The organism is Streptomyces sp. MCA2 (assembly GCF_023544705.1).
Classification (GTDB): domain Bacteria; phylum Actinomycetota; class Actinomycetes; order Streptomycetales; family Streptomycetaceae; genus Streptomyces; species Streptomyces decoyicus.
The window spans coordinates 183808-199385 of the sequence record NZ_JAMJFM010000002.1 but is presented as its reverse complement, the minus strand read 5'-3'; the positions used below and the strand labels follow the sequence as shown (position 1 = coordinate 199385).

Sequence of the window (15578 nt, the reverse complement as noted above, 5' to 3'; positions counted from 1 at the left end):
CTATGGCGCTGTGTGGTGGGCGGCAGGAGGGTCAGGCCGCGAGTCGGGTGCCGCGGCGCCAGATGGCGCGGGTGTTGAGGGTGTCGGAGATGGTGCTGGTGGGGTCGCCGTCGATGAGGAGGAGGTCGGCGCGCATACCCTCGGCGATGCGGCCGCGGTCTTCGAGGGCGAAGCGGCGGGCAGTGGTGGCGGTGGCTGCGCGCAGGGCCTGGGCGGGGGTGAGGCCGGCTTGAACCAGGTACTGCAGTTCGTGGTGGACGCTGGCGCCGTGGGCGAGCCCGCCCAGGAAGGGCAGGGGCAGGGAGACGTCGGTGCCGGCCAGCAGGTCCACGCCTGCGTCGGCGAGGGCCTTGACGGTGGCCAGGACGTCTTCGATCTTGCCTTGGGGGTAGTGGCCGAAGGCGGAGCGCAGGGCCTTGTCCCAGTCCGCATCGAGGCGGGTGGCGACGCGCGGATCGTCGGCGAGGTCGCTTCCGGTGATGCCCATCATGGAGGCGTTCAGGACGACGCAGGGCACGACGAACACTCCAGCGGTCTTGACCAGGTTGATGATCTCGTCGGTGTGGGGCTGGTCCATGAAAAGGTGGGCCAGGCCGTCGATACCCGCCTCGATGGCCATACGGGTGGCGTCCACGGTCAGGGCGTGGGCGATGGTGAGCATGCCATGCTTCTTGGCCTCAGCCACGCCGGCGTTCAAGGTGGCCTGGTCAAGCATGGGCAGGCCCGGATGCCCTTCGACGCTGCCGTCGTCGACCATGAACTTGATGTAGTCCGAGCCGCGCTCGATCAATTGCGGGATGAATGCAACGGCTTCTTCGGGGGTGGTGGAGAACGGCATCAACGGCGGCTCTCCTGCAGGCTTGGCGCCGGGAGGAGGGCCGGGACGGAAACCCTCGGGGAACAGCTCACTGGGGTGGCCGCCCGGAGGGGTGATACCGAAACCGGAGGAACGCACGTCAGCGACGGCATCGTCCTCGCTGATGTGGGCCCGGTTGTCCCGCGTGTTGGTGCCCTGCATCTCCAACTCGGTCGTCACACCGAACCGCAGCGCCAACGCCAGCGCGTCCCGGCTGGTGTGGACGTGCGCGTCGATCAGGCCGGGGAGCAGCGTGGCGCCGCTGCCGTCGACGATCTCGGCCCCTGCTGGGGCGTCGCCGCCGATGCGGGCGATGTGCCCGCCCTCGACGAGCACGGTGGTCACCCCCAGCGGCTTCTCGCCGTCGAAGACCCGGGCACCAGCAATAGCGGTCACGGACATGGCTTACCTCGATCCTGGAGTACGACCCTCCATCTCAACGTATACCTAAAGCTATGCACATGCATAATGGAATGGTTATGCATGTCGACCAAAACTCCCTAGGATGGGCGGCATGAGCAGCTCGTCAACGCCCCGGGAGACCGGCAAGGGCCTCTTCGATCAGGTCGGACCTGCCCTGTCGCGGCTGCGGCGGCGCACCTCGGGCGGACGCGGGGATCTGACCCGCAACCTCGTCCTGAACGTGGTCGCGGACGCGCCCGGCGAGATGACGGTCGGCGGCATCGCCGCCGAGATGGGCGTCACCCAGCCCGTCGCCAGCCGCACCATTGCCGCCTGCATCGCCGACGGACTGCTGCGGCGATCCGCATCCCAGGCAGACGGCCGCCGCACCGTCCTTGAACTCACTCAGGCCGGCCAAACCGAGCGCCGCCGCTTCGCCTCCGAGCAGCGCGAGACCTTTGAGCACATCACCGCTGCATGGGAGCCGACCGAGCGCATGCAGTTCGCCCAGTTCCTCATCCGCTACAGCCAGGACGCCAGCGCCTGGTCCGCCCGGCAGACCCACCGCAGCGACGATGACACGAGTGCCCGCGCACACGACTGAACCACCCCGCAGCGATGTAGCGCAGGACCAAAGGGCAGGACCCGCGTCACGCCGCAACATCACCCTCGGGCAAGCTCCCGAAAACCGGACGAAGCGAACCCCTGAGCATTGTCAACAACGCTCGTGGGCAATACCGCTAGGCAGCTTGTACCTGGCGGTCCCGTCACTGTCGATGCCGGCGGCTTCGATCGCCGCCACGGGCCGCCCGCCGCGTCGATTCGCCGTGTCATACGGTCATGGCGCTGCCGGTGTGGGTGTCAGAGGGCGTCGAGGTCCACGGCGGAGGCGATGGCGTGGAAGCCGGCCTCGTTGGGGTGCAGGCCGTCTTTGAAGACGTAGCCGGGGCGCGGCAGGGTGGGATCGGCGGGGTCGGCGAGGGCACGATCGACATCGAGGACGGCGTCGTAGGCGCCGCCGGCGCGGATCCAGTGGTTGACGGCGGCCCGGACCTTCTCGCCCTGCTCGCTGTAGACGGGGAAGAGGGCGCCCTTCATGGGCAGGATGGTCGCACCGACGGCCTTGACACCGCGGGCGTGGGCGGCGCGGATCAGCTGTTTGTGGGCGTCGATGATCTGGCGTGCGGTCACGTGGGGTGCGGTGCCCATACAGGGGTCGGCTATCTTCGGGGCGCCGATGTCATTGGCGCCCAGGTGGATGATCACCGTGCGCACGCCGGGGCGGTCGAGCACATCGCGCCGGAAGCGGTCGGTGGCCTTGTCCCCGTAGCAGGGGGAGTCGTTGAGGAGCCGGTTTCCGCCGATACCGGCGTTGACCACGTCCAGCGGGCGGCGGTCGGCCACGAGGCGTTCGGCGAGCTTGTCCGTGAAGCGGTGGTCGGCGCCGGGTGTGGCCCCTGTCCCGTCGATGAGCGAGTCACCAAAGGCGACCACGGTGCCACGCCGCGGGGAGGCGGCGCCGGACACCTCCACCCCACTCAGGAAGTACCACGCGTTCGTGGACTCCTTGAACAGGTCACCCGCCGGATCGGACAGTCGGCGTCCGGAGGCGCGGTACGAGGTGGCGGTGGTGAACCGGTGGAAGGTGGCCGGACCGGTGCGGCCGGCGAAGTACAGGGTGACGGTCAGCTTCTCCAGCGGGGAGGTGCGCAGGCCCTCGGCGTCGCTCACGAGGTCTCGTCCAGGGGCGATGGTGGCGCCCTGGCGACCGCCGAACGTCACCTTGCGTACGGTGCCCGGCCAGACCTGGGCATCGCCGGCGGACCGGCCGACGGTCGCGGCAGTGATCCGCAGCGGCGTGGTGCCGTAAGCGTTGGAAAGCCGGATTCTTAAGGCGGAGCCGCCGTTTGCGACGCGGACCACTTGGCGTACGGACTGGTCGGCGAACCCGTGCTGTGACCAGTTGGGCCCCCAGTCCTCGCTGCCCGCGACGGGCCGCTGCATGGCCGTGCCCCACGCCCCGGTCCACACCGGCCCCTTGCTGTCGCGCAGCTGCGGCCGCGCGTCGCCGTGTGCCACAGCTGTCGAGACGGCGAGCGCGGTGAGTACCGCCGTGACAGCGGCGAGCGTGCCCCGCCGTCCCGTCCTCTTCAAGGGCCGCGGCTTTGCTGAACGCATCAGGTGTCTCCTCGGGAAATGAGTGATGAGGAGATCTCAGCGCCATTCGGCTCCGAGGTCACCAGGGCTGTCCCCCGAATCGGCCTTCGGGCAGGCCCTACCTATGGCAGGCCGTCCCCTTGCCCGGCGGCAGGCCAGTGGGCGTGGGCGCGTGCGCACACCAGCGTGGGTGAGTGAGCACACCAGCGTGAGCGAGTGTTGCGGGGGCCCGCAGGGGGCCGGAAGGGCGAGTGGTAGATTCTCAACAAGCGTTTAGTTTTTGAGAAGTCGACCGTGAAGTCCGGGGCGAGGCCCACACGTTGGCGCCCGCACCGCATCGTGGAGAGCGAGCACCATGCGCATCCTCATCACCGCACAGGCCATCTACTCGCACCTCGCGCCTCTGGTGCTGCCCGTGGCGGAGAGAGCCCGGGAGGCAGGTCATGAGGTGGCCATCGCCACGGGAGCCGGCGTTGTCCAGCACATCGAGAAGCGCGGACTCACCGCGCTGACGTTGCCCCACATGCAGTCGATGGGGGAAGCGCTCCAGGGCGGTGCGCTCCGGCCCCCGCCGGAGATGGCGAAGGTCGGCTCCGTGACCGTCGAGCTGGCGCCGGAGTTCTTCGCCGCGGCCTTCGTCGGGCACCTTGCCGAGGCCAGCACCCCCGACCTCCTCGAAGTGGCGAAGAGCTGGCAACCGGACCTGATCCTCCACGAGTCGACCGAGTACGGCGGCTATCTGGCGGCGGAGAGCCTCGGCATCCCGCACGGCGCTCTGGACATCGCGCCGATGGCGCCGTACGCCCACCCCGCCGTGACGGAGGAGCTCAACCGCCAGCGGGGGAAGCTCGGCCTGGCGCCGGTCAACGACGCCTGGCACCCGTTCCGGGACTTCCGCGCCGGAGTCGTTCCGGAGGACTTCTACCCCACGGACAGCCGACTGCCCGGCGCCCGCTACTACCAGGTCCCCACCCAGACGGCACAGGGCGGTCTCGACCCGGACATCGCCCAACTCTCCACGGACCGGCCGCTGGTCCTCGCCACCCTCGGGTCGAACGCTCCCCGGCTCCCCGGCGGCGCCCATGCCCTGCTGGAGATCATCGTCGAGGCTCTCGGAGAGCTGCCGGTCACCGGTGTCGTGGCCCTGGGAGCGGACCGCGACCCGCGGCAGTGGGACGGGCCGCGCCCCGACAACGTCCATCTGACGTCGTTCGTCCAGCAGGAACTGCTGCTCCGGTCCAGCGACCTGTTCATCACGCATGCTGGGTTCAACGGCACCCGGGAAGCCCTGGCGGCCGGAGTCCCCATGGTGGCGGTGCCGTTGTTCGCCGAGCAGTCCCACAATGCGGGCCGGCTCCACGAGTTGGGCGTCGGGACCCGGATAGACGTCCAGGACGTCACCCGCGACTCGCTGGCCGCGGCGGCGCGCAACGTACTGGAGGACCGCTCCTACCGGTCCCGCGCCCAAGGATTCCAGCGCCGGTCCCACGCTCTGCCGGACCTCGGCCGGCTGGTGGAGGACGCCGCGGCGCTGGCCGCCTGAGCCGGACGGCTCCCGTCCGCACCTCACCACGGTGACGGTTCCGCCGAACCGTTCTCCCCGTCTCGTTCCGGCCGTTGGTACTCCAGCGGCCGGAGCGCAGTGGTGGTAGGGGCCGGCTGGGCGTCGGCCATTCCCCGTGCCGCAGCGTCAGCTCCTCCCCATGCTGCAACGTCGGCTCCTCCCCATGCCGCAGCGTCGGCCGTTCCCTCCGGAGCTTTTCGATCCGCCGTCTCCAAGGTGTCGGCGCCGCCCGGAGGTGCTTGTAGCATCAGGGCCGGCACCGGAAAGGGGACCGACTTTGACCTGCGCCGATGCAGCGACGAATGCGCCGGGACAGGCCGCGCGGCGGAAGTACGATTCAGCGGACCCGGCCGAGGAAGCAGTCCTTCCGGAGCGCAAAGGCGAGCGCACACGTCGGCGCATCCTGACGGCCGCACGGCGGAAGTTCGCCGAAGTCGGCTACGAGCGCGCCACCATCCGCGCCATTGCGACTGAAGCCGACGTGGACAAGTCCTCCGTGATCCAGTACTTCGGCAGCAAGCAGGACCTGTTCCGCGAGGCCGTCCACTGGCAGATCCCCCACGACGAACTCACCACCAGCGACCCCGGCCACACGGTGGAGAACCGCCTGCGCGGCATGCTGGACACCTGGGCCGCGGATCCGGACGGCCCCATGGCGGTGCTCCTGCGGACCAGCATGACGAGCGAGGAAGCGGCGGAGCTGCTGCGCCGGCATGTCACGGCCGAGGTCACCGATCACATCGCTGCCACCATCGATGCTCCCGACGCGCGACTGCGTGCCGCGTTGTTCAGCGCGATCATGATGGGTCTCGCCGCCCAGCGCTATCTGCTGCACATGCCCGACCTGGCCGAGGCGGACGTGGACGACATCGTGCGGATCGCCACTCCCTTGCTCCGTGGCCTCGTCGCTCCGGAGGCGTGAGTTACCTAGCGTCGGATCCCACCGCGGGTACCCGCAGGCCCGCCCGCCCGCGATGAGGCCCTCGCCTCCGCATGAGGACGGTGCGCGGCATCCGTCGCCCCGCATCCGTCGCCACGGATCCGTCCTGGCCGGACTCCGCGCCGAGAGTTAGATTGGTTGATGTCAAGCAAGTAAATATCCCGGTGGGAGTAGGTGCCCCGTGGGAAGTACTGCTGCTGATTCCGGCGACCGGGCCGCTGCCGGCCCGCGGCCGCGCCGCGCACAGGGTGCGGGCTACAAATGGGTCGCGCTGTCGAACACGACCCTGGGCGTGCTGATCGCGTCCATCAACATGTCGATCATGCTCATCGCGCTGCCCGACATCTTCCGGGGCATCGGCGTGGACCCGCTTCAGCCGGGGAACACCGGCCTACTGCTGTGGCTGATCATGAGCTATCTGGTCGTCACCGCCGTGCTGGTGGTCAGCTTCGGCAGGCTGGGCGACATGTACGGCCGGACCCGGATGTACAACCTGGGCTTCGCCGTCTTCACCGTCTTCTCCGTGCTGCTGTCGGTGACCTGGCAGCACGGCACGGCCGGCGCCCTGTGGCTGATCGCCATGCGGGTCCTTCAGGGCGTCGGCGGCGCGATGCTGATGGCGAACTCCAACGCCATCCTCACCGACGCCTTCCCCGCCCGGCAGCGCGGCCTCGCCCTCGGCCTGAACCAGGTCGCGGGCATCACCGGTTCCTTCGTCGGGCTGGTGCTCGGCGGCCTGCTCGGACCCGTCAACTGGCGGCTGGTCTTCCTGGTGTCGGTGCCGTTCGGCGTGTTCGGCACCGTCTGGGCGTATCTGAAACTGCGGGACACCGGAATCCGCACCCCGGCCCGGCCGGACTGGTGGGGCAACCTCACCTTCGCGGCCGGACTGATCGCCCTGCTGGCCGGGATCACCTACGGCATCCAGCCCTACGGCGGACACACCATGGGCTGGAGCAATCCCACCGTGCTGGCCGCGATGGGGGGCGGGGCGCTCCTGCTGGCCGTCTTCTGCGTCGTCGAGACACGGGTGGCGGCGCCGATGTTCCGGCTCGGGCTCTTCCGCATCCGCGCGTTCACCGCGGGCAACCTCGCCAGTCTGCTCGCCTCGCTCGGCCGCGGCGGCCTGATGTTCCTCCTGATCATCTGGCTTCAGGGGATCTGGCTGCCCCGGCACGGCTACGGCTTCACCGAGACCCCGCTGTGGGCCGGCATCTACATGCTGCCGCTGACCCTCGGCTTCCTGGTGGCCGGTCCGGTCTCCGGATGGGCTTCGGACCGGTTCGGCGCCCGGGCCTTCGCCACCGGCGGGATGCTGCTCGCGGCCGGCACGTTCGTGGCGCTGCAAGCCCTGCCGGTCGACTTCGACTACCCGACCTTCGCGTTGATCCTGCTGCTCAACGGCATCGGCATGGGCCTGTTCGCGGCCCCCAACCGGGCCGCCATCATGAACAGCCTGCCGCCCGACCAGCGCGGGGTGGGCGCCGGCATCAGCACCACCTTCCAGAACTCGGCCATGGTGCTGTCCATCGGCATCTTCTTCTCACTGATGATCGCGGGCCTGGCCGGGTCCCTGCCCCGCGCCCTCACGAGCGGGCTGACCGCCCAGGGCGTCCCGGCACCCGACGCCGCCAAGGTCGCGGCGCTGCCACCGGTGGGCGTACTGTTCGCCTCTCTCCTGGGCTACAACCCCGTCCGTACCCTCCTCGGGCCGCAGGTGCTCGGCCACCTTCCGCCCGGGCATGCCGCGTATCTGACCGGACGGGAATTCTTCCCGCAGCTGATCTCCCAGCCGTTCTCCGACGGGCTGGCCGTCGCCTTCGACTTCGCCATCGCCGCCTGCCTGATCGCCGCGGTCGCCTCGCTGCTGCGCGGCGGACGCTACGTCCACGAGGACGGGCGGGCCCGTACCAGGGTGGGGGACGTGTCGGCGTCGGCGTCGGCGGCGGCACCGGTCGCCGCGGGCGGCGGCACGCCCGGGTCCGCATCCACGAACGGCCCCGGCCCGGCCGCCAAATCCGGCGCACTCACCCGCACCGACGCGCCACTACCCCTGCCCCCACACCCGCCCCCACTCCCGCCACCGCCGCCTCCCAGGAGCCCTTGATGCAGCAGCCCGACTCCGACCTGGGCCCTGACTCCGACCTCGGCCTCGACGCCGACCTAGACCCCGGCCCCGCCACCGAGCAGTCGCCGCCGTCCCGGGCAGAACCGGCGGAGCTGGCCGGGCGGCTGCGTGCCGTGATCCAGCAGTTGCTGCCGCTGCTCCGCGGCCTGAGCCGGCACCGCGATCTCACCCCCAGCCGGACGGCCGCCCTCGCGGCGCTCGCCGCCCACGGTCCGCTGCGGGTCAGTGAACTCGCCGCACGGATGAACATCGCCCTGTCCACCACCTCGCGCATGGTGGATCTGCTGGACAACTCCGGCTGGATCGCGCGCCGTCCCGACCCCGCGGACCAGCGCGCCAGCCTGATCAGCCTCAACGACGACGGGCTGGCGCTGCTGCGCACCGTACGCCGGGAGACAACCGGTCTGCTCTCCGAACGGATCGCCCAATTGGACCCCGACCGGCAGCAGTTGCTGTACGAGGCGCTCCCCGCGCTGGAAGAGCTCGTCGCATGGGAGAAGCCACCGGCCGGCCCGCAGCCACGGTGATCAACGGCATTCTCGGACGGGACGCGAGGAAACCCTGATCGAGGGCCCGCTCCGGTAGCAGTGAGGTGAAGCGGGACCCTCGGGAGCTCGGGACCCCCGGGAGCTCGGGACCTCGGGAGCTCAGGGCCTCGGGAGCTCAGAACCTCGGGACTCAGGAAGTCCTGCACGCCTCGGCGATCGACACGCTGTTCTCGTAGAGGTGGTGCCGGGTGATCCGGCCCTCCTCGACGGTGAGGCGCAGCGCGAACGGTCCCTCGAAGGACTTCCCCGTCGCGCGCACGGTCCCCGAGAGGTGCCCCATCAGGACGGCGTCGGTGCCGTCCACGAGGAACGTGTCGACGGAGGCCCGCGCGTCCTCGGCCACCGTGTGTTCGGCCAGCTCCGTGACCTGGGCGGCGCATTCTGCGCCGGTGGAGCGCGGCCGGATCCACGGGACAGCGGGGTTCTCGGCGAGCAGCCAGTCGACGTCGTCCGCGAAGAGTGCGACAAGCCGCTCGACGTCCCCGGCCATCCGGGCTGCGAGGAACTCCTGGACGACGTGGCGGGTGGTGTCGGCAGCGGAACTCACGCTGGTGTCGGGGGACTTGACGGGCATGGTGCACTCCTCGGGCCTGCGGTGCCGGAACCCTCGTCGGGGTCTCGTTGACGTGCACCACGCTGCCGTAGTGGGGGAGTGCGGTCCATTACGTCAGGGGTAAGGGCCGGCCACGGCAACAGGGCAGCGGCTCTCAGGCGCCGCGGCGCACCCGGGCCGCCTTGCGGGCCTCGGCGAGCTTGCGGGCCTCGTTGGCCTTGCGGGACTTGCCGCCGGTGCCGCGGGAGGCGTCCTTGCTGGTGCCCAGCCCGCGGAAGGGGGTGTTGGTGTTCTTGGCCCGGGGCGTGGCGGGCCCACCGTCGAGCGGGGTGCCGGAGGGAGCCTTGGCCCCGGTGATCCGGCTCAGCTCCGCCTCGCCCGAGCGCACCTTGGTGATCGTCGGCTCGATGCCGGCCTCGGCCGTCAGCCGGCTCATCTCGCGGCGCTGGCTCGACAGCACCAGTGTGACGACGCTGCCGGACTCACCGGCCCGGGCGGTGCGGCCCGCGCGGTGCAAATAGTCCTTGGGGTCGGTGGGCGGGTCGACGTTCACCACGAGATCGAGGTCGTCGACGTGCAGACCACGGGCCGCGACATTGGTCGCCACCAGGACGGTGATCTGGCCGTTCTTGAACTGTGCGAGGGTCCGTGTGCGCTGCGGCTGGGACTTGCCGCTGTGCAGGGCCGCGGCGTGCACGCCGCTGGCCCGCAGATGCCGGGTGAGCTGGTCGACGGCGTGCTTGGTGTCCAGGAACAGCAGTACGCGGCCGTCGCGGGCGGCGATCTCCGTCGTCACGGCGTACCGGTCGGGGCCGTGGACGATCAGCACATGGTGGTCCATCGTCGTGACCGCGCCCGCGGACGGGTCGACCGAGTGGACGACGGGGTCGTGGAGGTAGCGGCGGACCAGGTGGTCGACGTCGTGGTCCAGGGTGGCCGAGAACAGCATCCGCTGGCCGTCGTGGTGCACCTGGTCGAGCACCTCGGTGACCTGCGGCAAGAAGCCCATGTCACACATCTGATCGGCCTCGTCGAGAACGGTGATCCGTACCCGTCCCAGGCGGCAGGCCTTGCGCTCGATGAGGTCGTGCAGACGGCCAGGGGTGGCGACGACGACCTCGGCCCCGTCGCGCAGCGCGGCGGCCTGCCGGCCGATCGACATGCCGCCGACGACCGTGGCCATCCGCAGCCGGAGCGCGTCGGCATACGGCGTGAGCGCCTCGGATACCTGTTGGGCCAGCTCCCGGGTAGGCACCAGGACCAGGGCGAGAGGCTGCTTCGGCTCCGCGCGCCGCCCGGCCGTCCGTGTGAGCAGCGGCAGTCCGAAGGCGAGCGTCTTGCCCGATCCCGTGCGCCCGCGCCCCAGGACGTCGCGTCCCGCGAGGGCGTGGGGCAGCGTGGCTGCCTGGATCGGGAAGGGCTCGTGCACACCGAGCTCGGTGAGCGTCCGCAGCACCTCGGCCGGCAGCTCCAGGTCGGCGAAGGAGGCGACCGGGGGCACCGTCGGGGTGAGGGGCGCCGGCTGGGCGAGCTTGCCGTGCGAGGTGTCGAGGCGGTCCGGGTGGTTCATGAAGAGCCTTCCGCAGGGGGAACGTACCGAGGAAGGCCCGGCAGGAATGAGCAGCCCAGTGATGAGCAGCCGACGAACAAGGGGAACCGTACGGACGAAATCGCCAGCCGGCACAGTCGTCAAAGCATTTGAGGCTAACACGAAGTAATGGTTCGACCCGGCGCTGTGGTGCTGGTCGCTCCGCTCGCTCCGCCTGCTTCAGTGACGGGCAATGTACGGAGAGTCATGCCCGACGTCCCATCGCCGGCCGTGCTCCCTGCCAAGGCGTGCCATCGCGGAAGAGAGGCCAGAAGCGGTGCGAGGTGAGGTGGCCGGAGCCGGGAAGGGCCATCGGCACGGGGGAGACCGGCCCTTCCCGGCAGACACATCGTCAGCCGGATCGGCTCCGCGGCCCCAGGGCCGAACAGCCCTCCTTCGCCCGGCGACCGGCCCTCGGCGGCGAGACGGTCGGCCCTCGCCGCGGCACCCTTCCGATGGCCGGTCGGCGCCGGTGCCCGCCGGTGCTGACTCGCTGATCGCGTAGGCTGCCGAGCAGACGTACGGGATCTTTGGAGCAGCACGGTCATGTCCGAGTCGCAGCAGTACGCACCGGCCGTGAGTGGTCCGCACGGACCGCAGCTCCACGAGCCGGACCGGGTGCGCGGCCTGCTCGACGCCGTGATGAGCCTGGGGCGGGGGCTCGAACTCCCGAAGGTGCTCAAGGGCATTGTGGAGGCCGCGGTCACTCTCACCGACGCGGAGTACGGGGCGCTCGGTGTGGTCGGGGACGGGCAGCTGTCGCAGTTCCTGCCCGTCGGGATGTCCGACGAGCTCATCGGGCTGATCGGCCGGACGCCGTGCGGTCGCGGCATTCTCGGGGAGTTGATCCGTAACCCGGAGCCGCTGCGCCTCACCGACCTGACCCAGCATCCGCACAGCTTCGGCTTTCCGGCCAACCATCCCCCGATGCGCACCTTCCTCGGGGTGCCGGTCCGGGTCCGCGACGAGGTGTTCGGCAACCTCTACCTCACCGAGAAGCGCGGCGGCGGCTCGTTCGACGCGGACGACGAGGCGGTGTTGACCACGTTGTCCATCGCGGCGGGAGTGGCGATCGACAACGCCCGCATGTACCACGAGAGCCGCCGCCGTGAACGGTGGTTGGAGGCGCTGGGCGAGATCACGCGCAGCCTGCTGTCCGGTACCGAAGCCGACGAGGTGCTACAGCTGATCGCACAGCGCGCGCAGGAGGTCGCCGGCGCGGACTGCGCGGCGGTCCTGCTGCCGGTGCCCTCGTCCACGGACCAGCTGACGGTGGCGGTGGCGTGCGGTACGGGCGCGAGCCGGATCCTCGGGCTGCGGGTGCCGGCCGACGGTTCCCTGCCCGGGATGGCCGCCCGCAGTGGCCGGCCCGTGGTCAGTGCCGATTTACGGGACGACTCACGGGCGTACCCGCTCGGCCCGGGTACTTCCGGCAACGGGGCCGGGCACCCGCCCGAGGGGGAGGAGCCGGACGACGCCGTGCTGAACGGAGAGCCCGCGGAGAGGTACGGGCCGACGGTCGCCGTACCGCTCCAGGTGGACACCGGCTGCGGCGCACTGCGGCTGAGCCGCCTGGCCGGGCGGCCCGCCTTCGACGACGCCGAGGTCACCCTGATATCGGGCTTCGCCGACCAGGCCGTGATCGCCATGGAACTCGCCCGCCGGCGGGCCCAGTCGGAGGAGTTGACGGTCCTTCACGACCGTGACCGGATCGCCCGGGACCTGCACGACCTCGCCATCCAACGGCTGTTCGCGACCGGCATCACCCTCCAGAGCGCGACCCGGCTGATCGACCGCCCGGAGGCCGCCGAACGGGTCGGCCGCGCGGTCAACGACCTGGACACCACCATCAAGATCATCCGGTCCACCATCTTCGGACTGCGCACCACCGGGGACGGCAGGGGCGGCCGGGGTCTGCGCCGCGACCTGACCGAGACCGTGCAGCGGGCGGCCGGCCCCCTCGGCTTCAGCCCGGCGCTGCGGATCGACGGACCGGTGGACGCCACGGTCCCCGACGACCTGGCCCCGCACCTCGTGGCGGTGACCGCGGAGGCCCTCAGCAACGCCGCCCGCCACGCCCACGCCCGCCACCTGGACGTGACGCTGTCGGTGAACGCGGCCGGGGTGACGCTGACGGTGACGGACGACGGGGCGGGGGTCGGCGACGCACCGCACACCGGAGGTCTGGCCAACATGCGGGCCCGAGCTGATATGCACGGCGGCCGGCTGTCCGTCGAGACACCGGAGGGCGGCGGCACCCGCGTCGTCTGGTGGGTGCCGCTGTCGGACTGACCCCCGATCCGTTCCGGCGCCGGCCGCGGTGAGGCCGGAGTGGAAAGTACCGCCGTCGCGGCAGGCGGCAGGCGGCAGGCGGCAGGCGGCAGGCCGCACGCCGCACGCCGCACGTCTCGTGACGCACCGGGAGCGGTGGGTAGGTCAGGCCCCTGGGGTTGCCGGTGCCGCGGTCACGCCCGTGGCAGCCTGAGCCGTTCGACGACCATCGCTGCCTGGACCCGGCGGCCCACCCCCAGCTTGGACAGGATCGCGGACACCCGGTTCTTGACCGTCTTTTCCGAGAGGAACAGCCGGTCCGCGATCTGGCGGTTCGTCAAACCCTCGCCGATCAGGTCCAGCACCTCCCGCTCGCGCGGTGAGAGCCGATCGAGTTCGGACGTCTCCTCCTCGGCCGCCCCGGCCCCGCCCGGGTCGCGCAGCCGCTCCATCACCCGTGTCGCGGTGCGCGGATCCAGCATCGACTGCCCCGCCGCTACCGTGCGGATCGCGTGCACCAGCGCAGTGCCGTCGATCTGCTTGAGCACATAGCCGGACGCCCCCGCCATGATGGCGTCGAACAACGCCTCGTCATCGTCGAAGGACGTCAGCATCAGGCAGGCCAGCTCCGGCACGCGGGCCCGTAACTCCCGGCAGACCTCGATCCCTTCGTGGTCGCTCTCGGGGCCTTCGGTGCCGCCGAGCCGGACGTCGAGCACGGCCACCTGCGGACGGGCCGCCGGTACCCGGGCGAGGGCCTGCCGGGCGTCTCCCGCCTCCCCGACGACCTCGATGTCCTCCTCCGCCTCCAAAAGGTCCCGCACACCGCGGCGGACCACCTCGTGGTCGTCGAGGATGAAGACGCGCAGCGGCGTCCCGGGGGCGGCGACGGGCGCGGCGGGGCCAGGAGGAACGGGCTGATGGTGGTTCATGGACTTCTCACTCTGTGGTTCTCGCGGATCGGCAGGCACAAGGGTCCCGCCCACGAGGTTCGCCGGGCCCGGCAGCCTGCGCAAGGGCCGAACGGCCCTGGGGGACCGGGGCTCTTCGGGCACGGCACCGCGTTGCGACACTGGCGCCCCCGTCAGGAGGTCGATTCCATGCAGCAGTCCCGCCAGCCCGTACGTTCCGCGTCGTCCGCGTCGTCCGGACGGTCCGCCGCCAATACCGTGGGCGGTGAGTACCACGCCCTGCTCGCCCGGCACGACGCCATGCGGCTGCGGCGGCGCATCCTCGGCCAGGGCCGGGAACCCGCGACGGAAACGGCCGCCTTATACGACGGTGCCGCGGACCAGCGCCTGATCACGCAATACCTCGACCTGGTCACGCCGTTCGCCGGCCTGATCGCCCATCTCTACGACGAGATGTTCGCCCGGTGGCCCTACCTGCGGTCGCTGTTTCCCGCGTCGATGGACTTCCAGCGGGCACATCTGGCCCGCGCCTTCTGGTACCTGATCGAGAATCTGCACCGCCCCGACGAGGTGGCCGCCTCCTTCCGGCAGCTAGGCCACGATCACCGCAAGCTCGGGGTGCGTCCGGCGCACTACGAGGCGTTCGAGGCGGCACTCTGCGCGGCGCTGCGGCGCACGGCCGGGCCCCGCTGGGCCGAGGCGGTGGAACAGGCGTGGGTGCGGATGCTGCGGTTCGCCGTCGCGTCGATGGTCGAGGGCGCCGATGCCGCGCTCGCCGAACCCCCGTGCTGGCAGGGCACGGTGACCGCTCACGAGCGGCGCCGCCCGGACCTCGCGGTGCTGCGGGTCCGGCCGCATGAGCCGTACCCGTACCGGGCCGGCCAGTTCGCGGCGGTCGAGTCCCCGCTGATGCCCCAGGCGTGGCGCCACTACTCCCTCGCGTCGGCGCCGGTGCCGGACGGAGAGGTGGCGTTCCACATCCGGCGCACCGGCCCCGGCGGGGTCAGCGACGCCCTGGTCAGCGGCACCCGGGTCGGCGACGTCCTGCGGCTTGGCCCGGCACACGGCACGATGACGCTCGGGGACGAGGACCGCTCCCGCGATCTGCTGATGGTGGCGGGCGGCACGGGCTGGGCGCCGATCAAGGCGCTGCTGGAGGAGTGGGCGGGCCGTCGTCGCGGGACCGGCGGTCTTCCGCAGCGCCCGGCCGGCCGGGTCCACCTCTTCGTCGGGGCCCGCAGTCGCGCCGACCTGTATGACGCCGCGGCGCTGGACCGGTTGGCGGCACGCCACGACCGGCTGCGGGTGGTCCGGGTGCTGGACGAGGATGCCGTCCCGGAGAACGACGATCCGTCGGCCGGGTACGGTCCGCTGGCCGAGGCGGTGGCGCGGGACGGGCAGTGGTCGCCTCACCTCGCTTTCGTCAGCGGTCCGGCGGCCATGGTCGGTGCCACGGTCGCGCGGCTGACCGCGACCGGCATACCGGCGGACCACATCCGCCACGACCCGGTGCCGGAATCACTGACCCCGCCGACCGGCCGCGGGAAAGCTGACGGACCCGGACCTGCATGTGTGGAGGGACTGGTTGACGGCGTGCCCCTCGGCCTCAAGGGCGGCCTCAAGCGCGGGTGGGAGGTGTGATCCGGCGAGTGGGACGACG

12 protein-coding genes are annotated in these 15578 nt (G+C 71.1%); 7 read left to right on the top strand and 5 right to left on the bottom strand.

Annotation, left to right across the window (positions count from 1 at the left end; all coding sequences use genetic code 11):
* Positions 1-31 precede the first annotated feature (31 nt).
* The gene (locus M8I34_RS02695) at positions 32-1258 is read right to left on the bottom strand and encodes an amidohydrolase family protein (protein WP_250047674.1); all 1227 of its coding nucleotides are present in this window, start codon (positions 1256-1258) and stop codon (positions 32-34) included.
* 112 nt (positions 1259-1370) lie between these two features.
* Between M8I34_RS02695 and M8I34_RS02690 the strand changes: the two genes are divergently transcribed.
* Entirely contained in the window at positions 1371-1862 is a 492-nt protein-coding gene (locus M8I34_RS02690) for a MarR family winged helix-turn-helix transcriptional regulator (protein WP_250047673.1), read from the top strand.
* Between the two features lie 257 nt (positions 1863-2119).
* Here M8I34_RS02690 and M8I34_RS02685 read toward each other — a convergent pair whose 3' ends face one another.
* Complete coding sequence (locus M8I34_RS02685; RefSeq protein WP_250047672.1) at positions 2120-3436, bottom strand: SGNH/GDSL hydrolase family protein; 1317 nt, start codon at positions 3434-3436, stop codon at positions 2120-2122.
* A gap of 334 nt (positions 3437-3770) precedes the next feature.
* On the opposite strand from M8I34_RS02685, the gene M8I34_RS02680 reads away from it, so the two are divergent.
* From M8I34_RS02680 to M8I34_RS02665, 4 genes are all read left to right on the top strand, one after another.
* A complete protein-coding gene (locus M8I34_RS02680) occupies positions 3771-4958 on the top strand; it encodes a glycosyltransferase (protein ID WP_250047671.1) in 1188 nt (395 codons plus the stop codon).
* A gap of 298 nt (positions 4959-5256) precedes the next feature.
* Entirely contained in the window at positions 5257-5901 is a 645-nt protein-coding gene (locus M8I34_RS02675) for a TetR/AcrR family transcriptional regulator (RefSeq protein ID WP_250047670.1), read from the top strand.
* Positions 5902-6232: 331 nt separating this feature from the next.
* Positions 6233-8026 carry an MFS transporter gene (locus M8I34_RS02670; RefSeq protein WP_250047777.1) on the top strand — a complete coding sequence of 598 codons (1794 nt, stop codon included), beginning with the start codon at positions 6233-6235 and terminating at the stop codon, positions 8024-8026.
* Entirely contained in the window at positions 8026-8574 is a 549-nt protein-coding gene (locus M8I34_RS02665; protein WP_250047669.1) for a MarR family winged helix-turn-helix transcriptional regulator, read from the top strand. The genes M8I34_RS02670 and M8I34_RS02665 overlap by 1 nt, the downstream gene beginning before the upstream one ends.
* 151 nt (positions 8575-8725) lie before the next feature.
* Here the strand turns inward: M8I34_RS02665 and M8I34_RS02660 are convergent, their stop codons facing one another.
* Entirely contained in the window at positions 8726-9169 is a 444-nt protein-coding gene (locus M8I34_RS02660) for a nuclear transport factor 2 family protein (protein ID WP_250047668.1), read from the bottom strand.
* Positions 9170-9302: 133 nt separating this feature from the next.
* Entirely contained in the window at positions 9303-10718 is a 1416-nt protein-coding gene (locus M8I34_RS02655; RefSeq protein WP_250047667.1) for a DEAD/DEAH box helicase, read from the bottom strand.
* Between the two features lie 660 nt (positions 10719-11378).
* On the opposite strand from M8I34_RS02655, the gene M8I34_RS02650 reads away from it, so the two are divergent.
* The gene (locus tag M8I34_RS02650; protein ID WP_374210848.1) at positions 11379-13028 is read left to right on the top strand and encodes a GAF domain-containing protein; all 1650 of its coding nucleotides are present in this window, start codon (positions 11379-11381) and stop codon (positions 13026-13028) included.
* Between the two features lie 173 nt (positions 13029-13201).
* Here M8I34_RS02650 and M8I34_RS02645 read toward each other — a convergent pair whose 3' ends face one another.
* Complete coding sequence (locus M8I34_RS02645; RefSeq protein ID WP_250047665.1) at positions 13202-13939, bottom strand: response regulator transcription factor; 738 nt, start codon at positions 13937-13939, stop codon at positions 13202-13204.
* Positions 13940-14107: 168 nt separating this feature from the next.
* Here M8I34_RS02645 and M8I34_RS02640 point away from each other — a divergent pair, with 168 nt between their 5' ends.
* Entirely contained in the window at positions 14108-15559 is a 1452-nt protein-coding gene (locus M8I34_RS02640; protein WP_250047664.1) for a globin domain-containing protein, read from the top strand.
* Positions 15560-15578 lie beyond the last annotated feature (19 nt).

Coding starts and splice junctions, on each gene's coding strand:
- M8I34_RS02695 (WP_250047674.1), bottom strand. CDS start 1,258: ATGTCCGTGACCGCTATTGCTGGTGCCCGGGTCTTCGACGGCGAGAAG.
- M8I34_RS02690 (WP_250047673.1), top strand. CDS start 1,371: ATGAGCAGCTCGTCAACGCCCCGGGAGACCGGCAAGGGCCTCTTCGAT.
- M8I34_RS02685 (WP_250047672.1), bottom strand. CDS start 3,436: ATGCGTTCAGCAAAGCCGCGGCCCTTGAAGAGGACGGGACGGCGGGGC.
- M8I34_RS02680 (WP_250047671.1), top strand. CDS start 3,771: ATGCGCATCCTCATCACCGCACAGGCCATCTACTCGCACCTCGCGCCT.
- M8I34_RS02670 (WP_250047777.1), top strand. CDS start 6,233: ATGTCGATCATGCTCATCGCGCTGCCCGACATCTTCCGGGGCATCGGC.
- M8I34_RS02665 (WP_250047669.1), top strand. CDS start 8,026: ATGCAGCAGCCCGACTCCGACCTGGGCCCTGACTCCGACCTCGGCCTC.
- M8I34_RS02660 (WP_250047668.1), bottom strand. CDS start 9,169: ATGCCCGTCAAGTCCCCCGACACCAGCGTGAGTTCCGCTGCCGACACC.
- M8I34_RS02655 (WP_250047667.1), bottom strand. CDS start 10,718: ATGAACCACCCGGACCGCCTCGACACCTCGCACGGCAAGCTCGCCCAG.
- M8I34_RS02650 (WP_374210848.1), top strand. CDS start 11,379: ATGAGCCTGGGGCGGGGGCTCGAACTCCCGAAGGTGCTCAAGGGCATT.
- M8I34_RS02645 (WP_250047665.1), bottom strand. CDS start 13,939: ATGAACCACCATCAGCCCGTTCCTCCTGGCCCCGCCGCGCCCGTCGCC.
- M8I34_RS02640 (WP_250047664.1), top strand. CDS start 14,108: ATGCAGCAGTCCCGCCAGCCCGTACGTTCCGCGTCGTCCGCGTCGTCC.